The sequence below is a fragment of the Leifsonia sp. Soil_N53 genome, from assembly GCF_057655165.1.
Window position 1 is genome coordinate 34,791 of the sequence record NZ_JBDGMM010000040.1, and the last position, 21,094, is coordinate 55,884.

Sequence of the window (21,094 nt, forward strand, 5' to 3'; positions counted from 1 at the left end):
AGCCATCCATGGAAAGAGGATCGATGACGACGCCCCGTGCCGTCTACACCGCCCTGCTGGGCGACTACGAGGAGCTCAGCGAACAGTCCGTCGCCCCGGCGAGCGACGTGCCGTTCATCTGCCTGACCGACCGCGACGACCTGGTGAGCGACACCTGGACGATCGTGAAGGTGGAGCTGCCCTTCCCGTTCGACCTGGTGCGCAGCCAGCGGTATTTCAAGATCCTCGGTCATCCTGCGCTGGACGGCTACGACGAGACGCTCTACATCGACAACTCCGTGCACCTGGAGGCAACCCCCGAGGACATCCTCGACACCTGGCTGGACGACGCCGACTTCTCGCTGCACCGGCACAGCTTCCGGGAGCGCGTCATCGACGAGTTCGACGAGATCGTGCGGCTCAACTACGACGACGCGGCGCGGGTGAACGAGCAGCTCCTCCACTACGCGGAGGCCTACCCGGACGTGCTTCTCGAGCAGCCCTACTGGAACGGGATGCTGGCGCGACGCCGCACCTCCGAGGTCGCGGCGACGATGCGGATCTGGTTCGACCATGTCCTGCGCTACTCCCGGCGGGACCAGCTCTCGGCCAACGTCGCGTTCTCTCTCGGCGCGGTCGAGCCGCACGTGGTGGGCGACGACAACAACGTCTCCGAGTGGCACCGCTGGCCCGTCGACGTCAAACGGCGCGCGGCCCAGAGCGTGGTCACCGGGAGGCGGACGGGGCCGCTGCTGGCGGAGGTCGCGCGCCTGGAGCGCGAGGTGCGGCTGGAGCGCAAGCGTGCGGACGACCTCATCGCGGGCGCCGAGGCGGCCGACGAACGCGTCAGGGCGGCGGAGCTAGAATTGGCGGAGGCCGACGCGCGCGCTGCTCGTGCCGAGCAGCGGTTCGAGCGGGTGCTCAGCAGCTTCTCCTGGCGCGTGTCCAAGCCGATCCGTGTCGTTGGCGGCAAGATCCGCCGCATCAGAGCAGGAAGGCCGACCGATTAGGGTCCTCGTCACCGGCGCAGCCGGATTCATCGGGAGCAATCTCGTCCGGACGCTGCTGGAGCGCGGCGATGAGGTCGTCGGCGTCGACTCGCTGACGCCGTACTACGACCCGGCCATCAAGCGCGCCAATGTCGACGCCTTCGACAGTCCGCGGTTCCGTTTCATCGAGGCGGACCTCGCGGACATCGACACGGAGACCCTGCTCTCCTACCGGGTCGACGCAATCGCCCACCTCGCCGGCCAGCCCGGCGTGCGCGGCTCCTGGGGTGACCAGTTCGGCGCGTACACGCACGCCAACGTCACGGCCACGCAGCGTCTCCTCGAGGCGCTCAAGGGGGCGCCGGGCGTCCGGCTCGTCTACGCGTCGTCGTCGTCGGTGTACGGACAGGCCGAGAGCTACCCGACGACCGAGGACACCCTGCCGGCGCCGCACAGCCCGTACGGGGTCACGAAGCTCGCCGGTGAGCATCTCGTCCACCTCTACCGGGCCAACTACGCGCTCGACACGGTCGCGCTGCGCTTCTTCACGGTCTACGGACCGGGCCAGCGTCCCGACATGGCGTTCACGCGCTTTCTCGGCGCGGTCTCGGCAGGGGAGCCGATCCACGTCTTCGGCGACGGCGAGCAGATCCGCGACTTCACCTATGTCGGCGACATCGTCGCGGCGATGATCGCGGCTATGGAGGCCGACGGTCCGTCGCCCCGGGTGATGAACCTCTCCGGCGGGTCGAGCGTCTCCGTGAACCAGGTGCTCGCGGTCATCGGCGAGGTCACCGGCGGGACGGTCGATGTCCGCTACGAGCCGACGGTGCGCGGCGACGTGTTCCGCACCGGCGGGTCGAGCGAGCTCGCCAGAGACGCGCTCGGTTGGACCCCCCGCGTCTCGCTGCGCGAGGGGCTTGAGCGCCAGTGGGAGTGGGTCCGCGGGCTCCGTTGACGGGTGCCAGCGGCCGACGCCGACGGTCGGCCGGTCAGAGCTCGGCGGCCGGCTCCTCCACGGCGGCGACGTCGTCCACTGCTGCCTGGACGTCGAGCCGGATGAGGCCGGAGCCGTACTGCGGCTCGTCCACCTCGAATGTCGCAGCAGGGTTGAGCCGGTCGAGCGAGCGTCCGGTGACTTCCTCGAGGCTGCCGCGCACGATGTAGTTGCCCGAGCCGAGCGTGTGGTTCGGGAACGCGAACTTCACGCTGTGCTCGCCGGGCGTCGTGGGGAGCTCGAGTTCCAGCACCTTGGTGTTGACGCCGTAGACCGGCTGACCGGTCGAGGTCTCGATCGCGATCCCGGCGACCAGCGGAGGCTGGGGCGTCGTGAGTTCGTACCGGTAGCGGAGGACGAGGTCCCCTGCGGCCTTGACGATGACCCGGTCCTCGTCGGTGGTGGCGGTCTCGACGTCGATGCCCGCGATCCGCGCCGGCGGGAGCACGGGCTCGCCGCCCGCGTGCGTGCGGTCGTGCTCGAGACGCTCCTGCTCGAAGCCGAACCGGAGCACCCGGAGGCCGTCGGCCGGATCGCCGTCGAAGATCTGGTTGCCGTGGTTGAGGACTACCACGCGGTCGCACAGCCGCCCGACCTGCTCGGCCGAGTGGCTGACGAGGACGATCGTGCGGCCCTCGCGCTGGAACTCCTCGATCTTGTCCATGCACTTGCGTTGGAACGGTTCGTCGCCGACGGCGAGGACCTCGTCGACGAGCAGCAGGTCGGGGTCGACGTGCACGGCGACGGCGAACGCCAGGCGCACATACATGCCGGAGCTGTAGAACTTCACCTGGGTGTCGATGAACGACTCGATGCCGGAGAAGTCGACGATCTCGTCGAAGTACTTGTCAGTCTCCTTGCGGCTGAGGCCGAGGATCGCCGCGTTGAGGTAGACGTTCTCGCGTCCTGTGAGGTCGGGGTGGAACCCGGCGCCGAGCTCCAGGAGGGCCGCCATACGCCCGCGACGGGTCACCGAGCCGCTGGTCGGCTGGATGATGCCGCCGACCACTTTGAGCAGCGTGCTCTTGCCGGACCCGTTGTGCCCGACGAGCCCGACCGTGCTGCCGACCGGGATCTCGAGGTCGATGTCGCGCAGCGCCCAGAAGTCGTCCTTGTGCCTGCGGGAGGCGCCGAAGTTGACGAGGCGCTCCTTCAGCGACTTCTCCTTGTGCAGGACGAAGCGCTTGGAGACGCCGGAGACGGAGACGAGGGAGGGCATGGTCATCGGTCACAGCTCCTGAGCGAAGTTGCCCTGCAGGCGGGAGAAGATCCGCTGGGAGAGCCAGAGGAGGACGACGCTGACCAGGAGGGTGATCAGGAGCCGGAGGAACAGGTGGTCGGGCCAGGTCTGCGTGAGCGCCCCTTCCGAGGCGCTCCCCGCCGCCCAGAGCGCCTTCTGCATGCCGATGACCGCGATGGTCACCGGGTTGGCCAGGTAGAGCTGCTCGACCCAGTTGCCCTGCAGGAGCTTGTGCACGTAGGTGAAGGAGTAGACGATCGGCGACGCCCAGAACAGGATGACGATCGCGATCTCCACGAGGTGCTGCGTGTCGCGCAGGTAGACGTTCACCGCGGAGAGGAAGAGGCCGATCGCGGTGGCGAACAGCACGAGGGTGACGACGGCGAGCGGCGCGAGGAAGACATTGAGATTCCAGGCGAACGGGACGGTGGCGAGCAGGAAGATCGCGATGGTGAGCACGACGAGCTGCACCAGGAAGTTGAAGAGGGCGCCGCCGATCGCGCTCAACGGGAAGATCTCCCGGGGCAGGTAGACCTTCTTGACGAGCCCCGAGTTGGCGAGGATGGCCGTGGTGCTGCCGGTCACGATCTCGGCGAAGAGTCCCCACATCGTGAGGCCGATGAAGACGAAGATCGCGAAGTCGGGAGTGCCGCGCGCGGCGCCGAGCACCTGGCCGATGGCGAAGTAGTAGATGAGGAGCTGCGCGAGCGGCCGGAACAGACTCCAGACGATCCCGAGCGAGCTGTCCTTGTAACGGGCCTTCAACTCCCTGCGGATCAGCAGCCCGAGCAGCTCGCGATGAGCCCACACGTCGCCCAGGGAACGCCCCGTGCCGCGGATGAAGCCGGACCGCTGGCCGACGTGCTCCATCGGGAGGGACTCGATGACGGCGGCGCGTGCGCCCGCATCGACCGGTGTTGTCATTGCTGTACCTCGGATGGGACGGGATAGGGGACGGGCAGGCGCCCGGAGCATCTAGAGAGTCTAACGCCGCCCCGCCCGGGAGTTTCCCGAAGACGGCGGGGCGGCGCAGGGCTTACGCGGCCGGTCCCGTCGGGATCCCCGCCGCGAATCCGGCCAGGACGTCGAGCCACGCCTGACCATTGGCGAGCTGGTTGTACCGCGTCATCGACGAGATCGGGTGCTTCTGGCCGCCGCTGAGGTAGTAGATCGAGCCATCCGGCGTGCGGATGAACGCGTTGGCCGCGACGCCCTTCGGAGCGAGCGAGCAGGTGAAGCCGTCCAGCTGCACGTAATTGAACGGATAGGAAGAGGCGAGCGATGACGGGACGGAGTGGATGGATCCGCCGGCACTGACGTACTTCTGCGTACCGCAGAGCACACCGAACCCGAGTAGGCCCGGAGCGGTCGGGTACGCGGCGAGCCGGTCGTCGGACGTGAATGTGAACGACCGGAAGCCGGCCTCCGTTGCCGGGTCGAACGACGAGAACGCAATCTTGTTCGTCACACCGTTGACGAGGTAGACGGTGGCGCTGCTGACGTTGCGCACCAGCGTGCCGGATACCAGGGCGACTGGACCGGACGGGAGCGACGAGATGGTCGCCTGGGGGACGGCGGTGATGGCTGGGGACACGCCGGGGGAGAGCGCCAGGAGGGCGTCCCAGGAACTGATTGGACGGATGTCCGTCGGCATGACGAGGTACACGGTGCCACCGGCCGCCGACATGATCGCCGAGCCCGCCTTGACGGGGCTCGCGGTCGGGAAGCCGGTGAGGAACGAGGCGGGGACAGTCACCGGCGCGAACGAGGCGCCGCCGACACCCACCCCCCATGCGTGCAGCCCGTCGGAGGACAGGACGCTGATCGACGAGTCCGCCGCGGATCTGAACGTCCCTGTGAATGGCGTGCCCACCGGCAGCTGTGCGATGCTCGCACTCTGCAGGTTTCCGGCCGACCTGCCGGGGAGACCGGCGAGTGCCGTCGCGCTCGGGTCGACGGCAGAGGCTTGGCCTCCGGTGATGAAGACGCTCGAGGTGGTCCCTGTCTTCGTCACGAAGACGTTGTCGCGGACGACCGGCTTGCCGAACGGCAGATAGGCGACAGCCGAAGGCGAGAGGCTGTTCACCCCGCCCGACAGCCCTGCGGAGGTCAGGGAGGCCTGATCGAGCACCTCGCGCTTGGTTCCTCCTGTGATGTAGTACAGCGGACCTCCCGACGAGGTCATGAATGGGGTGATCGCCGTTCCCGACGCGAAGCGTCCCGTCTGCGACGCGGTGAGCTGGGTGTAGCCGGTCGTGGTGCACGATCCGCCGTAGTCGGCGACCTGACCGCAACTCGAGAACTGCAGTTTGATTCCAGAGTCTATGAAGTAGATCGAGCCGTCCGGTGAGCGAACGATCCTGCTGGCCGCCTGCGCCGAGGTGAACTGGTCGAGGTAGCTCTGCGGCACGTACGCCACCTGGCCGAGCGGTGACAGCGCGCCGAGCATGTCGAGATTGGTGACCGGGTACTTGACGGTTCCCGACACGAGGTACACGGACGGGTTGGCGACGGTGCGGACCAGACTCGATTGGAGTCCGAAGGTCTGCAGGTCGAGGGCGCTGCCGTTGAAGACATCCTGGTCCCCGGGAAATACGCCCGAGTCGGCCCACTGCCAGAGGGTGTACGACGACCATCCGGCCGGGAGGGCGCCCGGCCCGTCGGAGATGCTGCTCGGGTACCGCGCGATGAACAGCGGGTTGGCTCCGAATGCGCCGGAGTTGCCGGTGCAGGTCGCCCACCAATTGGTGGTGGAGTAGATCGCGGGGAGCCGGCCGGTCCGCGCCTGGACTGTGGCGGAGAAGTCCGCGATCCATGACACCATCTGACCCGCCGACAACCCGTAGCAGGTCGCGCCGTAGGGGTTGTACTCGATGTCGAGCAGTGGAGGCATCGTCCGTCCGTCGGCCGTGCCCTGGCCGCCGTGGTTGAGGAACCAGTTGGCCTGCGCGGCCCCGCTCGAGGTGTCCGGAGTGGCGAAGTGGTAAGCCCCGTGCAGGAGTCCCGCATTGTAAGAATCGGTGTATTGCTCGGAGAACTGACTGCTGACATAGTCGGTGCTCTCGGTGGCCTTCACATATACGAAGCGGGCGCCGTTGGCTGCGATCGTGGCCCAGTCGGAGGCGTTGAGCACCTGCCACCCACTGACGTCGAGACCGGGAATGCCGGGCGGGGCGCTCGCAGCGAAGGCCTGGGCCTTCGCGCCGGACTGCGCGGTCGATTCGTTCGCCGCCACGGTGGACCCCATGCTGTGGTTGCGCGCGGCGTTCTGCACGGCGAGCGTCGGATCGGTCGCTGTGACTCCATCGGCAGGTGACGTGGCGGTGGGAGCGGGAGCGGGGGCGGTGGAGGCAGTCGCGGTCGGGGTGGGTGTCGCCGTCGGCGAGGGCGTCGCCGACGGAGTCGCCGACGTGGTCGGAGCGGACATCGTGTCCGGCGCGGCGGTCGCGACCGGATCGGACGTCGCGGCGACGGCGACTGGTGGCGTGATGACGAGCGCCGCGAGGACTGCGGAGCTCATCGCACCTGCCAGCAGCATCCGCGAGATGGAGCGCATGGAAACCTCGTTTGTCTAGGGGGTCTTGCAGCGCAGACTAATACACGCATTTTCTGCCGACGGTCTGCCGCGCCCGCCTTCGGCGATCTCGACGCGCTCTTCGACGTGCCTTCAATTGGGTACGCGGCGCGGCACATCCGGAAGGACGTGGCGGGAAAGCTTTCAGTAGGCTTGCGGGGAACATGTCAGCCCGCCCCGACCGACAGGATCTGACTGTGGAGATTCGAGCAGCACGGCTCCTCGTCGCCCTCGGCGCGGCGGCGCTGACGGTCGCTGTGTCCGGCTGCACGGCCGGTCCCGGCGCGACAACACCATCGTCATCGCCGTCCGAGCTCCCGCAGAAGCCCTCTTCCTCTTCGACCTCCGCCCCTACGGTGACGATCGCGCCGGTGCTCGTCGTCGCCTCCGTCGACGTTGACGGCAAGCACGTGACCGCCTCGGGCTATGTGCAGGGGATCATCTCCGACTCGGGAACCTGCACCTATCGCTTCACCCATGCCGGCTCGTCCGACGTCGTCGTCGACAACGCCGCCGTCGCAGACAGGGCGACGACGTCCTGCGGGGCCGTGCAGCCCGACATCGCGCAATTCCCCCGAGGCACGTGGCAGGTCACGCTCGCGTATACCTCGAACGGCGCCGAATACGTGTCGGAGCCGGTACGACTGGAGGTCCCCTGATGCGGAACAGATCGATCGTGACGACCGTGATCGGAATACTCGTGGCGGGCCTCCTGACGGTGACGGGAACACCCGTCGCGCAGACCGACAGCGCAACCGCGGCCGACGCACGCCTGTTCGACCCGGGCAACATCATCAGCGACGCGCTCTTCTTCGACGGTGGTTCACTCAACGCGAGCCAGGTGCAGTCGTTCCTCGTGAGCAAGGTTCCCACCTGCCGGTCGGGGTACACCTGCTTGAAGGACTATACGCAGGCGACGCAGAGCAAAGCCGCCGTCGCAGGACGATGCGATGCTTATAACAGCGCCGGAGTCGAGTCGGCTTCGACGATCATTGCGAAAGTCGGCGCCGCGTGCGGCGTGAGCCAGAAGGCGCTCATCGTGCTGCTCGAGAAGGAGCAGAGCCTCGTCTCCGATGATTGGCCGGAGGGCGACCAGTACCGCAAGGCCACGGGCTATGGCTGCCCGGACACCGCTGCGTGTGACAGCCAGTACTACGGCTTCTTCAACCAGGTGTACAACGCGGCGCTCCAGTTCAAGCGCTACGCGGCCACTCCCACCAGCTGGAATCACATCGCGGGCCGGGTAAACCAGATCCGCTACAGCCCGGACGCCGGTTGCGGTTCGAGCAGTGTGTTCATCCAGAACCAGGCCACGGCCGGTCTCTACAACTACACGCCGTACCAGCCCGATGCCGCCGCACTCGCGAACCTGTACGGAACGGGCGGGAGCTGCAGTTCGTACGGGAACCGAAACTTCTGGCGCATCTACACCGACTGGTTCGGATCGCCCACCGGGGCCTCCACCCTGGCGCGCACGCTGGACAACTCGACCGTGTACGTGCTGAGCGGCACGGTCAAGTATCCGATTGCGAGCCTCGACCTCCTGAACGCACTGTCGCCGCTCGGGCCGATCGGCTACGTCTCGCAGGGCTACCTGGACGGATTCACGACAGGTCAACAGGCGGGCCGCATCCTGCGGGCGAACAACGGCACGATCTATTTCTTCGACTCGGGTTTGAAGCTCGCTTTCGGGAGTTGCGGACTCGTCGCGGACTATGGCGGCTCCTGCGCGGCGACCGGCTACATGCAGCTCACCGACACCCAGCTCGCCCTGTTCCAGAACGGCCCCAACATGACCTCGGTAATGGGGACCACGACGGGCGGACGGTACTATGTCACGGCGGGGACGAAGCGCGAGATCCTCGACGACGCGTCGCAGACGGCCGCAGGGATCCCGCTCGGCTACAACGTGCTGACCGACGGGGCACTCGCTGGTCTGGCACTCGCCGCCCCGGTGCTGCGTGACCAGGCGTTCGTGCAACAGCGGGGCGCGAGCTCGTACTCCTTCCTCTCCGGCGGCAAGGCCTATCCCGTGGCTCCTTCCGCGGTCGGGTCCGCCGGTCTGCCCGCGCGGGTCAACGGAACGCTGACAGCAGCGAGCATCGGCCTGATCCCGACTGCGGCGACGTCCTTCGCTGGTGCAATCGCGGTCAGCGGCACATCGACCGTGTCGATATTGACCTCCGGTTCGCGGCTCGACTGGAAGGGCGGGGCGCCTTCCTCGATCACGCCAGTGCCCGTCACGCCGACGATGCTCCGGACCTACCCGCTCACTGGAACGGTGAGCGTCGGCTCGTTCCTGAAGAGCTCCTCGCCCACCGTCTACATCGTCGGGCCGAGCGACCTCAAGCCGATCTCGTCGTGGGATGCGCTCGTCGCGCTCACGCCGAAAGGCTCGTCCCCGTCGATCTTCACCGTGGCCGACTCGGTGATCGCATCCTTCCCATCCGGACCCACCGCCCTGGTGTCCGGGACGCTGGTGCGAAGCAACGCGGACGCCACGGTCTACCTGGTGAACGGGTTGACCAGCAAAATCCCGTTCTCGAGCTTCGACTACCCGGCGTCGATCGGCCTGACCGGGTTCACATTCGTGTCCGACGCGGTGCTCGCCGGGTACCCAAAGGCCTCCGCGTCAATGGGATACGGCATCACGTGCAACGGCACCGACTACGTCGCCGCTACCGGCGCACTGAGGGCGCTCGATGCGACGACCAAGCCGCTGTTTCCCCTGGTGTACACACCCCTCGACTCCTACACGTGCGCTCAGCTGACGATCGGGTCTCCTGCGACGAAGTTCATCCGGACGCCGGACGGTTCTATCTATCTGCTCGACGGCGGAGCGAAGCGGCCCGTCGCCTCGATGGACCGTTTCGGCCAGCTCGGAGGATCGGTTGGCTGGGTGGACGTGACCACAGGCCTCGCGGGGACCATCCGCACCGGCGCGAGCGCCTGAGGTGGACGCGCTCTCGGCGGGCGCAATCTACCGCAGGCGTCCTAGGCCGTCAGCGACTTACGTGCAGTGAAGCGTCGATCGACTCCGTGGAGCGCCTTCACGGCGACGATCGCGGCGGCGACCATCGTGATCGTGAACAGCACGGTCAGCACGAGCCATGTTCCCGGCGGCTGCCAGAGAGGAGCGCGGAACAGTGCGGCGATATAGGCCGCGTCGCCGACGACATATCGCTTGATCGCGACGAAGTAGGCGAACACCTGGCCGAACGCCATGAGCCAGACGGCGAACGTCGCGACCTTGCGCAGCGGCGCTGCGGGCGCTCCGAAACCGCAGCGGTCGAGCGCCATGCCCGATGCGAGGAGCAGGGCGAGGACGATCGCGAGTGTGTAACGCCCCTGCCAGATGAAACCAGCGTTCGTGATCACAGCGGCCTGGGCGATGGCGGGTACGAGGACGAGGGCCACCAGCAAAAGGATCACCGAGAGCCGGCGCACGGACGTGGCGAGGATCAGCGCGGCCAGCACCAAGCCAAGCATGAGCGCTGCCCACACGATCAAGGTGAACGACGGGGCAGGCGTATCCACCCAGCCGAAGAGGCCGACCCAGCCGCTCGCATAGTCGAAGGTGTGCTGGACCATGTAGAGCAGCCCATCGCGGAACGACGTGCCTGCTCCGTTGAACTGCTGAGGCTGCGCGACGACCGATGGCCGGATGAAGTAGACGAACTCCGCCACGGAGACGAGTGCGGCGAGGCAGACCGTTACCCAGATCGCGGGACGCCGCAACAAGCGCATGAGGATGGCCTTCCTGGCGAAGAGGAGGGCCACGACGACGGCCATGACGACCCAGAGAAGGGAGATGTTCCTCGTGGAGGTGAGCATGATTGTCGCCAAGACGGTGACGCCGAGCAGCTCGTACATCCGCACGCGGGTCACGGCCCTCGAGCAGAGCACCACCAACGATGCAAGTAGGCTGCCGGTCGCTGCGGGCTCCAGTCCGTTGGGATTGAGGGTGCCGCCGAGGTAGAGGACCATCGGCGTCACACTGACGAACGCCGCGAAATACGACCAGCGCGGCCGGGCGAGCTGGCTCAGCGCGAGGAATAGGAACCCGAACATCGCGGCGCACAGTAGCGAGTTGACTCCGCGCATCGCGTACAGGGCTTTGTCGCCATCGAGGACGAGGCTCGGGAGGCCGGTGAGCGCGTAGAACACCGGACTGTTCCCTGCGGCCGTGTGACCGCTCTGGACGATCCGATCGGGATCGCCGGGCACGGGATGCACGCAGGAGGCTGCGATGTCCGGTTTGAAGGCGTAGCAGGTGCGGGCGAGGGTCCAGGCGACGAATTCGGGGACCTTAGCCTCCGACATCCGCGGATTGCTGGGGAGTGGACCTGTGAACACCTGCCCGCGCGCGACCGCGGCGGCTCGCACGAAGTGAGTCGGCTCGTCCGGCGAGGAGCCGATCGGCGAGGCGAGATTCCAGAGGAGCATCGGCACGAGCGTCAAGACGAATGCGACGCCGAAGACGCCCCAGCGGTTGCCCACGAGGCGGCCCAGGCGACTCGATCGCGGGCGACGTCGTCGTTCCGTCATGCGATCTGTGCTCCATTCTCGTCCGACGGGCCACGCGCCCGGACCAACCCTAGAGCATGGGTGTATGAGATGCTGATCGTGTCATGTCGCCCTCCCTCACCGTTTCGGTCGCGCTCTGCACGTACAACGGAGCGGAGTTCCTGGAGGACCAGCTCAGAAGCATCCTGGCACAGACGTCTCCGGTGGATCAGATCGTCGTCGCGGACGACGGATCCAGCGACGCGACCCTGAGGATTGTGGAGCATGTCTTGGCAACTCCGGGCGCCCCAGAGCATGTCGTGCTCACGGGAGGCGAGCGGCATGGGGTGTCCGCCAACTTCGAGCGGGCGATCGCGGCCACCAGCGGCGACCTGGTGGCGCTCTCCGATCAGGACGACGTCTGGCACGCGGCCAAGATCGAGCGGATGCGGGCGATCTTTGAGGAGCGCGAGGGCGTCCTGCTCGCCTTCAGCGACGCGGACCTGATCGATGCGACCGGTGTGTCGACTGGCGGTGGTCTGTTCAGCCAGCTGGAGGTCACGGACGAATCGTTGGAGCGCATCGAATCGGGGCAGGCGTTCCCGGAGTTGCTCCGCCGCAACATCGTCACCGGGGCGACGGTGGTATTCCGCCGCGGCCTCGTCGATGCAGCCTTCCCGTTCCCCCAGTACTGGGTACACGACGAGTGGCTGGCGATCGTCGCGGCCGCCCTCGGCGATGTCACCCCCGTTCGCCAGGAACTCATCGGGTACCGGCAGCACGGGTCTAACCAGATCGGCGTCGCGGCACCCACTCTCCGGAGGAAAGTCGCCCGGGTTCTCGCCCCGCGCGGCGATCGCAACACCCGGCTTTGGCGTCGGGCCGAAATCCTGCGGGAGCGCCTCGAGCAGCTCGGCCCGCTGGCGAGCCGCGCGGACTCCCAGCTGCTTGACGGTAAGATCCGACACGAGCGAGTCCGGGCACTGCTTCCGGACAACCGACTGCGCCGCGTCGTCCCCGTCCTGCGGGAGGCGACGACGGGCAGCTACTCACGGTTCGCGAGTCGGGGGTCGGCGGACATTGTGAGGGACCTCTTGCAGCCCCGCTGAGACCGAAAGCACGCCCACCCATGCTCCAGAGCAAGTCTGCGTTCCGCACGGCGTCAGCCGGTCACAGCATCGCCGTCGGACGGCGGACGATCTGGGTCGTCTCCGGGGTGACCGCCGCGCTGCTGGTGCTCGGCGCCGTCACCGGCGTGCAGTGGCCGTTCTTCCTTGCGAGCGGCGTGCTCCTCTTCGTGGCGTTCGGTCAGTTCATGGGCTGGGCGATGGCCCTGGCGACCGAGGTAATCGGCGTCTTCGCAGTCCTCGCACTCTTGATCTCGCTCTACCCCTTCACCCATCTGGGGCTGGAGTGGTCGAACCTGATCGTGTGCGCGCTCCTGGCTGCGTCCGCGCTGGCTGCGATCGCGCGGCGTAGGCACCACCTGCGGCTCCCGTTGCGCTCCTCCGCGTTCCTGATCGGTGGTGCGCTCATCGTCCCGCTGCTCGGGGTGCTCGCGACCGTGTTCTCGATCGTGGTGTACGGCGGAGGCCACGTGTCGTGGGCGATGGGGAACGACGCAGTCTGGAACACCGTCGCCGCCCGCCTCTTCGTCACCGACGGCGGTCTCATCGCGTCCATCCACCCGAACCCGAGTCCGTTCAGCAACGAGCTCATGGCCTCGGCGATGGCGCCTGGCCGAGCCGCCGTAGCGAACGCTCATCTGCTCGAGCACGACATCCTGCGGGTGATCCAGCTCTGGCTGTTCCTCACTTTCCTGGCCTGCGTCCTGTCGGCGCTGGTGGTGGCGCGCGAGATCACGCCGCGGCGTCGGTGGGCCCGCGTGGTTGCCTCCGTGCTCGCCGGAAGCATTCCGATGCTCTGGTACGTGAGTGGGTTCGCGTTCGGCTACGGTTTCGTCAACGTCACCGTCGCCCTCGTGGTGATTCTCTGCGTGTGGATCATCTGGAGGGAGTCGGCTACGTCCCCCTTCATCGGGTTGTGCGCCCTCCTGCTCGCGTGCACGGTGACCCTCGCTGTCTGGGCGCCGCTGGTGCCGATCCCGCTCGCCCTAGCCGCCCTCTGTGCGGTGATGCAGTGGCGCGCGTGGCGGGCCGCGCTTCGGTGGCCGACGGGGCTGATGTTCTGGGGAGCGGCGCTTCAACTCGCCGCCTACGGCCTGTTCGTGACGTTCCCCGACCTGCGGCGCGACTCAGAGGCACTCGGCGGTGGTGGCGCGATGCTCCCGATCGGCCCGGCGTCTCTCGTCGTGTGCAGCATCGTCCTGTTCGTGCTCGCCGCGGCCGCCGCGGCGGGTCGAGGTCGGCGGCGGACGTTCGCGGCCGTCTGCGTCCTCATAGCCGCGGGCGGGGCCTCCGTCTACTGGCTCTCGCGTCAGGCCGCCTCCCACGGTGGGTGGGGGTACTACTCGGCCAAGCTCACGTGGATCCTCACGATCGTGGCGATCATCATCGCGGTCTCGCTCATCGTCGGCTGGCTCAACGCCCCTACATCCCGCGTCGTCGAGTCCTTCGCCGTCTTCGCTGCCGCGGGCGCAGTCGTGGTGTTCCTGGCCGGCCAGGTGCCACCGGCGTCCTGGTCGCCCGGCCAGATCGTCCCCGCTCTGACGATCGGGCGCGTGGGCGGCTCGAGCGCGCACGACGCCGAGGCCGCCGTGCTGTTCGCGCTCTCCGATCCCACGAAGAAGACCCTCGCTGTGCAGTACTTCGACGACCCGAACCAGGATCTCTTCGTGAATGCCTGGCTGATCCAGCAGCACTCCGATGTGAGCCGCGATCCGATGCGCGACAACGCCTACTTCCTCGACACGGCGAAGATCGATCGGGTTTGCTCGACGATCCGACAATGGGGTGGCCACGTCGACATCGCGACACGCAATCCCGCGCTTCCGCAGGAACTCAGCAAGCAGTGCGTCGGAGCGGACATCTCGGTCACCGTAGGAACGGTCGGCAGGAGCTAGCGTCGATCAGTCCGCGACGTGGTCCGGCCGCCCGGCTTCCTCGTCGGCATTGTGGGCGTCGCGCTTGACCTCGGCGAGTTTCGCGTCGAGTTCATTGATACGCAGCCGCAGCAGCACGACCTCCTCGGCGAGGGTGCGCGTCTTGTCCTCTAGCGTCGTCAACTCGGAGCTGTGCTGGATGCAGACCAGGAAGAGCACTGCGATGCTGACGAAGAACACGAGGTTGACAGGCGCCCCGACCCCGAGGAGGCTCGCAGCCCAGTCGAGGATCCCGGGGAAGATGCCGATGACCAGCGCCAGAACGCCGGCGAGTAGCCACCAGATGGCGTGACGCTCGCGCATGCGCTTGCGGCGCATCATCTCGATGACCACACCGAGAGTAAGCAGTGCCGCCACGATGCCCAGGACGTAAGCAGTGACGGTCATGCGTTCACCTGTCGTTCGGAGGGGGCGATCGGTCGGAACAGGGCGAAGCCCAGCGCCAGGAAGACGCGGCCGAGATAGGTCGCGGCTTTCACCGGGTTGTGGGAGGGGACGCCGGCCGTGCGCGGACGCATCGTGACCGGTATCTGCACGATGACGCACCCGGCCCGTGCTGCGATCACGAGCGCTTCGATCGTGTCGCCGAGATATTCGGCCGGGTAGTTCGAGGCGAAGAGGGCGACGGCCTTGGGGCCGCTCGCCTTGAAACCACTTGTCGTATCGGTCAGCTTCGTTCGTGCAGTGCGGCTCAGAGTCCACGACAGCATCCGCATCGCCCAGCGGCGCGGCCCGCGGACCTCATAGTTGCCGCTTCCCGCGAAGCGGGCCCCGATCGCCAGATCGGCGTGTTCGAGTTCGTCCAGGAGCCGGGGCACAGCCGAGGGGTCATGCTGTCCGTCGGCGTCGATCTGGATCACGTTGCGGAAACCATGGTTGATCGCGTACTTGAAGCCGAACCGCATGGCACCGCCGACGCCGAGGTTGAAGGGGAGCACGGCGATGGTCGCGCCGGCCTCCTGAGCCATGATCGCTGTGCGGTCGGACGAGCCGTCGTCGACGACGAGGCAAGCGACCCCCGGGAGCGACGTGAGGATCTCATTGACTGTCGCTCCGACTGACGCCTCTTCGTTGAACGCGGGCACCACTATGAGGGTCTGCTCGAGGGGTGTTGACATGATGCTGGATTCTATCGTGAAGGGATGATCACGAACTGGCGCGCCATCCCGTCAGGACGTGACGGCCGAGTGATCGCAGCCCCGCGACGTCGGAACGGGCCGAAGGCACACGCGTCACAGCGTTCAGGCGCGAAGACCAATGGGCGGAAGCCACGCGGGCGGCACGTGCCCAGCCCCGCGCACGCAATGTCGCGGCCGAGCTGAGGAAGAACGCGCGCTCCTCGTCGAATCGGCTTCCGTCGGTGGCGGTCCATGAGGAGACGCTCGCATCGTGCCTTCGGTAGCGGAAGACGGTGTCGGGTAGGACGACGAGCGAACCTCCTGCGAGGACGATGTCGAGCTGAAGGGCGAGGTCGAGCACCACCTCGAAGTCCTGATCGAACCCGTGCGCACGCACGGCCTCCGTACGCCACAGGATCGAGGGGAAGTACGTCCAGTTTCCGCGCAGCAGGCTGACGGCGAGACGTTCCGCCGACAGCACCAGCTCCGCCTGGCCACGCGGTCGGTACCACTGCTTCACGCGGTCGGGCAGCGGCGCCGACGGGCGTCCGTCGCCATCGATGACTGTGACGGACGGCTGGAAATACGCGGCCCCCGGGTGCCGTGCAGCGGCCGCCCGCATAGTGGCGACATACTCGCGCTCGAGGAGGTCATCGCATCCCATCAGGACGAACTGGTCGCTCTCCACCAGGCTCACCGCCCGGGAGAAGTTGCCCGACACTCCGAGATTGGTCTCGTTGCGGAGGTAGACGATCCGCTCGTCGCCGAGCCCGGACACCCATCGGCCCGGCTCGGGATCAGGGTAGACATCGTCGACGACAACGAGACGCCAATCCGGGTCGGTCTGGGCCTGAACGCTCGCGACCGCCTCGCGGAAGAGTCCCGGGTCGCCGTAGAACGGCATCATGATGTCGATCGTCACTGCGTACAGGCTTTCATCGTAGGGTAAGGCTGCGGATCGCAGGCCGCCATCTATCCTTCCATGCATTCGGGAGCATCCCATCACCGCGTTCGAACCTATCAACGAGCCCATCCCCGACCTCGAGGACCCTGCGACCCCGGCGGGCGCGCGGTCCTCGGTTGCGCTGATCCTCGGAGCGACGGCGATCTCCGGGCTGGCGGGCTATGCCGTCACCTGGCGCGTCTACACCGCGATCGGGGCCGCGGGCTATGGGGTGTTCTCGGTGTTCTGGTCCGCCCTGTTCCTGGTGGTAGGCGTTCTCTTCGGGCTGCAGCAGGAGGCCACGCGTGCCACCGCGCAGACCTTCGTGCTCGAGCGCGCGGACACGGGCTCACCGCGGCGTACGTCGCTCTGGGCGTTCGCCGGTGCCATGGCCCTGGTGGTCGCCGTCGTCGTCGTGGGCACGAGTCCGCTGTGGGCGGTGCCGAGCCTGGGTGCTGCAAACCAGGGCCTGTCCTGGCTGGTCGCGCTCGGCGCTGCATTCAACTGCCTCGTCGTCGCTGCTTCGGGGGTTGCAGCGGGTGCGGGTATGTGGCGGCAACTCGCCGCGATCGTCGCGCTCGATGGCATCATCCGGATCCTGGGCGTGGTCGCGGTGCTGGCGATCACGGACGACCTCGTCGCCCTCGCGATCGCAGTCATCGTGCCGTTCCCACTCTCGCTCGCCATCGTCTTCCTGAGCTCCCCACGGCGTTTCACGGCGAGCGCCAGGGTTTCGGCCGGTGTCCGCACACTGATCGCCAACACCGGCCGCACACTTCTCGCGGCGTCGGCGACCGCGGTGCTCATCAACGGCTTCCCACTGCTGCTTTCTTTTTTCTCCGGACCGCAGAACCATGCTGCCCTCGGCTCATTGGTGCTGACGGTCACGCTCACCCGTGCGCCGATCCTCGTCCCCTTGACCGCTTTGTCGAGCTATCTCGTCAGCCGGTTCTCGCATCACCCGGACCGGACCGGACGGACGATGGCCGGCCTGATGGCGGCCATCGCGGGCATCATCGCGCTCCTCTGCGTGGCAGCATGGCTATGGGGAGTCGCGGTGATGCACCTCGTCTTCGGCGCCGAATATGACCTTGGCGCCGGTGTGATCGTGTCGCTCATCGCGTCCTCCGGACTCATCGGCGCTTTGTTCGTCACCGGTTCGGCCGTGCTCTCCCGTGACGCGCACGGCCTCTATGCGCTGGGCTGGGTGGTCGCCTCCGTCATTGCGCTCGCGCTCCTTTTCGTTCCCATCGACCTCCCGACGCGGGCGGCCATCGCGCTTGCCGCCGGACCAGCCGTCGGCCTGATCGTGCATCTGACCGGTCTCAGGCGCCTATGGAGCCGTCCCGATGCGGCAGCCGCAGCCGCCAGCTCATCCCCTGCGACGCCTTGACCGTGCAGATCACCAGCAGCATCCAGCCGGACTCGACCAGGATCGAGCTCTCGAAGACGCTGGTGACCAGGAGGGCGACCATCACGAGCGGCGCCCACGCGTAGACGACGCTGCGGCGGTTGGAGGCGAGCAGCCAGGAACGGCTGAACGCCAGCGCGATGAGCGCGACGAACAGCACCAGGCCGATGAAGCCGACCTGGAGGTAGACGTCCAGGTAGGCGTTCAGGCCGTCCGGGTGGTAGGCGCCGGTCGCGTCCTGGATCGCGTTGAACGGGTAGAGGTCGGTCGGCCAGGAGCCCACCCAGCCCCAGCCGGTGATCTGGTTGATCGGGATGAGCTCCCAGATCTGGATCCAGAGCTTGTAGCGCACCTGGAAGTCCGCGCGGGCGTTGAGCAGGTCGATGACCCGGGTGCGGTAGATGTACGCCAGGACCAGCACGCCCACGGTCACCACCGCGAGCGCCCACTGCACGAGAGTGCGGCGGTTGGCCGGGACCTTCCGCAACAGGTACAGCGCGAGCGTGGCGAGGCCGACGACGACCGACACCGCCGCGATCACGGGGGAGTGCGCGAGCAGGATGCAGAGCGCGGCGAGGGTGATCGAGAACGCCGCCAGCGTCGGCCGGACCGACCGGGTGCGCAGCTCGACGAGGAACGTGACGAAGGCGATCAGCGCGACGATGCTGAGCTGGTTGCGCGAGCCGAACAGGCCCTGGATCGGGCCGCCCGCCGCGATGTTCCCCGCGATCCCGAGGAACCGGATCGGCACGTCCAGCAGCAGGCCGCTCAGCACCTCCAATGCGAGCGACACGGTCAGCAGCACGCGCAGCGCGTCTCCCACGACGCGGACGATCTGGATGGCGTCGCGCACGAGGGCGATGTAGACGGCGAGGAAGGCGAACAGGAGCTGGTAGACGACCCCGGCCACGGTGGCCAACTGGTAGTCGCTCCAGATGATGGAGAGTGCGCACCAGCCGACGAAGAGCAGGGCGGAGATCGGCAGCAGGCCGTGCCACTCGATGAGCTTGCGCTGCGCGATGAACGAGAGCGCGGCCAGCACGGCGATGGCGCCGAGCGCCCCGATGAGGCCGGGCCAGCCGATGACCGCGCGGATCGCGTGGGTCGAGAATCCGGTCACCACCGCCAGCAGCGCGAGCGTGGAGGTGAATCGGGCCGATCCGAGGAACTCGGTGACCGCGGGCGGCACCAGGGTTCGACGCGGTTCGGCCATGAACAGAATCCTACGTGGCGGACTGCTTGGTCTTCAGCGCGATGAGCACGAGGAGTGTCCAGCCGCCCTCGATCAGCATCCGGCTCTCCGCGAGGCTCTGGGCGAGCAGTGCGGCGAGGAGCAGCAGCGGCAGGAGGGCGAGCGCGGTGTAGGGGAGGTCGTCGGCCACAGCGACGCGCGGGCGGTCGACCGCGTGGAACCACGACCGCCACAGGGTGCTCAGCACCAGCAGGGCGAAGATCACCAGCCCGACGATCCCGAGCTGCAGCCACACGTCGAGCCAGGCGTTGTGCGCCTGCAGGTAGACGACGCCGTTGCGCACCGCGAGGTCCTTGAACGGCGACACCCACGGCGCCCAGTAGCTCACCCAGCCCCAGCCGAACGCGGGCCGCTCCTGGGCGAGGTGGATGACCGAGTCCCAGATCGTGAGCCGCCCGGTGAGGTCCTCGCTCTTGCCGAGCAGCACCGGGATGCGCGAGGCGAACAGCACCACGGAGACCACGGCGACGATCGTCAGCGCGGCGGCGGTCAGGTACACCGGCCGCCTCCGGTCAGGGCCCGCGCGGCGCGTCCACAGGGCGAAGCCGAGGACGACGGCGGTGAACACGGCGGCCACGAACACCGTCGAGGAGCGCGTCAGCGCGAAGGTCACGACGGCGACGACCAGCCAGGTGATCGCCGTGCCGCGGCGGATGCTGCGGTCGGCGAGCTGGATGCCGAACACGACCAGCCCGAGCAGGGCGATCATCGCCAGCAGGTTGCTGTTGCCGACGATGCCCTGGATCTGGCCGCCGTGGAAGAGCAGGTCGCGGCTCCAGTAGAACGCGGAGGGCAGCCGTCCTGACGGCACCGGCTGCACGGGCGTCAGCGGGAGCACGGGCTTGCGTACGAAGATCGCGACGATCAACTCGAACAGCAGCGAGAGGCCGAGGATCCAGCGGAATGCGTTCGCCAGAGCGGTGAGCAGAGCCTGCCAGCTCAGGCAGAAGGCGAGGAACACGGCGGCGGCGGTCGTGGCCAGCTGGGTGACGAGCCCGAGCGCCGTCGCGCCGGGGTAGGCCGACCAGGCCAGCGAGACGATCGCGAAGGCGAGGAAGAGCACCAGCGACTTCGGCAGCTTCCGCCAGCGCACCGCGGGCCGCATCCGGACCAGGAAGACGACGCTGCCGACCGCCAGCGCCCCGGCGAGCACGAAGTATCCGGGCCAGCTGATCAGGTTTCGCCAGAAGTCGCCGGCGAACAGCGTGAACAACAGCAGCACCGCGAACACGGAGGCCCCGGTGCCGGAAGCGCCGCGGGCGGCGGCGACGCGGTCGCTCAACGGTGTCGATCCGGACGCCGGGTGGGAGGGCCTGCTCACCCCCGAAGGATAGCTCACCGGTTCGGCGTCGCCACGAAGAGTGTTCCGCCGCCGGAATATACGGTCAGCTCCTGCTCGTCGGCGGTGACGACGGCCGCTTCGCCGCGGGCGAGCCGCAGCCCGCCGTGGGCCCCGCGGAGCTCGACCTCCCCTGCCGTGCAGAGCGCGATCGCCGTGCCAGGCAGGTCGAGGGAGGCGGACGGCACGTCGCCGCCGACCTCCACCCGGGCGAGCCGGAAGTCCGGCACGTCGGGAACGAACTCCTCGACACCGGGAGCGGGCCGTTCCCGGACCATCGGCGTCACCGCGAAGGGGGCGAAGTCGAGGATGCTGACCAGCTCCGGCACGTCGATCCGCTTCGGGGTGAGCCCGCCGCGCAGCACGTTGTCGGAGGCCGCCATGAGCTCGACCCCCAGCCCGCGGAGGTAGGCGTGGATGTTGCCGGCCGGCAGGTAGAGCGCGTCGCCCGGGCGCAGCGCGACCCGGTTGAGCAGCAGCGCCAGCACGATCCCGGGGTCGCCGGGGAATGCCGCCGCGAGCATCCGCACCGTGTCGGCGTCGACGCCCTCCGCGGTCTGCGCGGCCGAGACGACCGCGTCCACGACCGCCCCGACCTCGGGCGCCCCGCCCAGCAGCCATTCGGTCGCGCCGCGCAGCGCCTGCTCCGGGTCGCCGTCGAGGGTGGCGGCGAACGCGGCCACCG

The 21,094-nt window shown here is 67.9% G+C and carries 16 protein-coding genes and 1 pseudogene; 7 read left to right on the forward strand and 10 right to left on the reverse strand.

Annotated elements, in window-relative coordinates; genetic code table 11:
• Positions 1 to 23 precede the first annotated feature (23 nt).
• Positions 24 to 989, forward strand: a complete 966-nt coding sequence (locus AC3A3H_RS04210; RefSeq protein WP_487613290.1) for a glycosyltransferase domain-containing protein — start codon at positions 24 to 26, stop codon at positions 987 to 989.
• Positions 943 to 1,926 (forward strand): NAD-dependent epimerase/dehydratase family protein, encoded by a 984-nt coding sequence (locus AC3A3H_RS04215; protein ID WP_487613291.1) that lies wholly within the window; start codon positions 943 to 945, stop codon positions 1,924 to 1,926. The genes AC3A3H_RS04210 and AC3A3H_RS04215 overlap by 47 nt, the downstream gene beginning before the upstream one ends.
• 34 nt (positions 1,927 to 1,960) lie before the next feature.
• Here the strand turns inward: AC3A3H_RS04215 and AC3A3H_RS04220 are convergent, their stop codons facing one another.
• The 3 genes from AC3A3H_RS04220 to AC3A3H_RS04230 all read right to left on the reverse strand — a co-directional run bounded on the left by AC3A3H_RS04220 (position 1,961) and on the right by AC3A3H_RS04230 (position 6,761).
• On the reverse strand, positions 1,961 to 3,184 hold the full coding sequence (locus AC3A3H_RS04220) for an ABC transporter ATP-binding protein (RefSeq protein ID WP_487613306.1): 1,224 nt from the start codon (positions 3,182 to 3,184) through the stop codon (positions 1,961 to 1,963).
• A gap of 9 nt (positions 3,185 to 3,193) precedes the next feature.
• The gene (locus AC3A3H_RS04225; protein WP_487613292.1) at positions 3,194 to 4,129 is read right to left on the reverse strand and encodes an ABC transporter permease; all 936 of its coding nucleotides are present in this window, start codon (positions 4,127 to 4,129) and stop codon (positions 3,194 to 3,196) included.
• A gap of 112 nt (positions 4,130 to 4,241) precedes the next feature.
• On the reverse strand, positions 4,242 to 6,761 hold the full coding sequence (locus tag AC3A3H_RS04230) for a lysozyme (protein WP_487613293.1): 2,520 nt from the start codon (positions 6,759 to 6,761) through the stop codon (positions 4,242 to 4,244).
• Positions 6,762 to 6,943: 182 nt separating this feature from the next.
• On the opposite strand from AC3A3H_RS04230, the gene AC3A3H_RS04235 reads away from it, so the two are divergent.
• A complete protein-coding gene (locus AC3A3H_RS04235) occupies positions 6,944 to 7,438 on the forward strand; it encodes a hypothetical protein (RefSeq protein WP_487613294.1) in 495 nt (164 codons plus the stop codon).
• Positions 7,438 to 9,732, forward strand: coding sequence for a hypothetical protein (locus tag AC3A3H_RS04240; protein ID WP_487613295.1), 2,295 nt, complete (start codon positions 7,438 to 7,440; stop codon positions 9,730 to 9,732). The genes AC3A3H_RS04235 and AC3A3H_RS04240 overlap by 1 nt, the downstream gene beginning before the upstream one ends.
• Positions 9,733 to 9,773: 41 nt before the next feature.
• Here the strand turns inward: AC3A3H_RS04240 and AC3A3H_RS04245 are convergent, their stop codons facing one another.
• Positions 9,774 to 11,327, reverse strand: a complete 1,554-nt coding sequence (locus AC3A3H_RS04245) for a DUF2142 domain-containing protein (RefSeq protein ID WP_487613296.1) — start codon at positions 11,325 to 11,327, stop codon at positions 9,774 to 9,776.
• Positions 11,328 to 11,410: 83 nt separating this feature from the next.
• Here AC3A3H_RS04245 and AC3A3H_RS04250 point away from each other — a divergent pair, with 83 nt between their 5' ends.
• Complete coding sequence (locus AC3A3H_RS04250) at positions 11,411 to 12,394, forward strand: glycosyltransferase family 2 protein (protein WP_487613297.1); 984 nt, start codon at positions 11,411 to 11,413, stop codon at positions 12,392 to 12,394.
• 20 nt (positions 12,395 to 12,414) lie between these two features.
• Positions 12,415 to 14,307 (forward strand): hypothetical protein, encoded by a 1,893-nt coding sequence (locus AC3A3H_RS04255; RefSeq protein ID WP_487613298.1) that lies wholly within the window; start codon positions 12,415 to 12,417, stop codon positions 14,305 to 14,307.
• 6 nt (positions 14,308 to 14,313) lie between these two features.
• Here the strand turns inward: AC3A3H_RS04255 and AC3A3H_RS04260 are convergent, their stop codons facing one another.
• From AC3A3H_RS04260 to AC3A3H_RS04270, 3 genes are read right to left on the reverse strand one after another with little or no spacing between them, the layout of a single operon-like run.
• On the reverse strand, positions 14,314 to 14,733 hold the full coding sequence (locus AC3A3H_RS04260; RefSeq protein ID WP_487613299.1) for a DUF2304 family protein: 420 nt from the start codon (positions 14,731 to 14,733) through the stop codon (positions 14,314 to 14,316).
• Positions 14,730 to 15,464: a glycosyltransferase family 2 protein gene (locus AC3A3H_RS04265; protein ID WP_487613300.1), complete on the reverse strand. Its 735-nt coding sequence runs from the start codon at positions 15,462 to 15,464 to the stop codon at positions 14,730 to 14,732. Before AC3A3H_RS04265 ends, AC3A3H_RS04260 begins: the two co-directional genes overlap by 4 nt.
• Before the next feature lie 28 nt (positions 15,465 to 15,492).
• Positions 15,493 to 16,386, reverse strand: a complete 894-nt coding sequence (locus AC3A3H_RS04270; RefSeq protein ID WP_487613301.1) for a glycosyltransferase family 2 protein — start codon at positions 16,384 to 16,386, stop codon at positions 15,493 to 15,495.
• 253 nt (positions 16,387 to 16,639) lie between these two features.
• Between AC3A3H_RS04270 and AC3A3H_RS04275 the strand changes: the two genes are divergently transcribed.
• On the forward strand, positions 16,640 to 17,800 hold the full coding sequence (locus AC3A3H_RS04275; RefSeq protein ID WP_487613302.1) for a polysaccharide biosynthesis protein: 1,161 nt from the start codon (positions 16,640 to 16,642) through the stop codon (positions 17,798 to 17,800).
• On the opposite strand, the gene AC3A3H_RS04280 is transcribed toward AC3A3H_RS04275, so the two are convergent.
• The 3 genes and pseudogenes from AC3A3H_RS04280 to AC3A3H_RS04290 form a co-directional block, all read right to left on the reverse strand.
• A complete protein-coding gene (locus AC3A3H_RS04280) occupies positions 17,733 to 19,031 on the reverse strand; it encodes an O-antigen ligase family protein (RefSeq protein WP_487613303.1) in 1,299 nt (432 codons plus the stop codon). The two genes, AC3A3H_RS04275 and AC3A3H_RS04280, sit on opposite strands and share 68 nt — an antisense overlap.
• 10 nt (positions 19,032 to 19,041) lie before the next feature.
• Positions 19,042 to 20,391, reverse strand: a complete 1,350-nt coding sequence (locus AC3A3H_RS04285) for an O-antigen ligase family protein (RefSeq protein ID WP_487613304.1) — start codon at positions 20,389 to 20,391, stop codon at positions 19,042 to 19,044.
• Between the two features lie 14 nt (positions 20,392 to 20,405).
• Positions 20,406 to 21,094: pseudogene (locus AC3A3H_RS04290) on the reverse strand (mannose-6-phosphate isomerase, class I); the annotation flags it as partial.

What these genes read in the sequence shown, in the direction of transcription:
- AC3A3H_RS04210 (WP_487613290.1), top strand. Translation starts at nt 24, where the DNA reads ATGACGACGCCCCGTGCCGTCTACACCGCCCTGCTGGGCGACTACGAG.
- AC3A3H_RS04220 (WP_487613306.1), bottom strand. Translation starts at nt 3,184, where the DNA reads ATGCCCTCCCTCGTCTCCGTCTCCGGCGTCTCCAAGCGCTTCGTCCTG.
- AC3A3H_RS04225 (WP_487613292.1), bottom strand. Translation starts at nt 4,129, where the DNA reads ATGACAACACCGGTCGATGCGGGCGCACGCGCCGCCGTCATCGAGTCC.
- AC3A3H_RS04230 (WP_487613293.1), bottom strand. Translation starts at nt 6,761, where the DNA reads ATGCGCTCCATCTCGCGGATGCTGCTGGCAGGTGCGATGAGCTCCGCA.
- AC3A3H_RS04235 (WP_487613294.1), top strand. Translation starts at nt 6,944, where the DNA reads ATGTCAGCCCGCCCCGACCGACAGGATCTGACTGTGGAGATTCGAGCA.
- AC3A3H_RS04240 (WP_487613295.1), top strand. Translation starts at nt 7,438, where the DNA reads ATGCGGAACAGATCGATCGTGACGACCGTGATCGGAATACTCGTGGCG.
- AC3A3H_RS04245 (WP_487613296.1), bottom strand. Translation starts at nt 11,327, where the DNA reads ATGACGGAACGACGACGTCGCCCGCGATCGAGTCGCCTGGGCCGCCTC.
- AC3A3H_RS04250 (WP_487613297.1), top strand. Translation starts at nt 11,411, where the DNA reads ATGTCGCCCTCCCTCACCGTTTCGGTCGCGCTCTGCACGTACAACGGA.
- AC3A3H_RS04255 (WP_487613298.1), top strand. Translation starts at nt 12,415, where the DNA reads ATGCTCCAGAGCAAGTCTGCGTTCCGCACGGCGTCAGCCGGTCACAGC.
- AC3A3H_RS04260 (WP_487613299.1), bottom strand. Translation starts at nt 14,733, where the DNA reads ATGACCGTCACTGCTTACGTCCTGGGCATCGTGGCGGCACTGCTTACT.
- AC3A3H_RS04265 (WP_487613300.1), bottom strand. Translation starts at nt 15,464, where the DNA reads ATGTCAACACCCCTCGAGCAGACCCTCATAGTGGTGCCCGCGTTCAAC.
- AC3A3H_RS04280 (WP_487613303.1), bottom strand. Translation starts at nt 19,031, where the DNA reads ATGGCCGAACCGCGTCGAACCCTGGTGCCGCCCGCGGTCACCGAGTTC.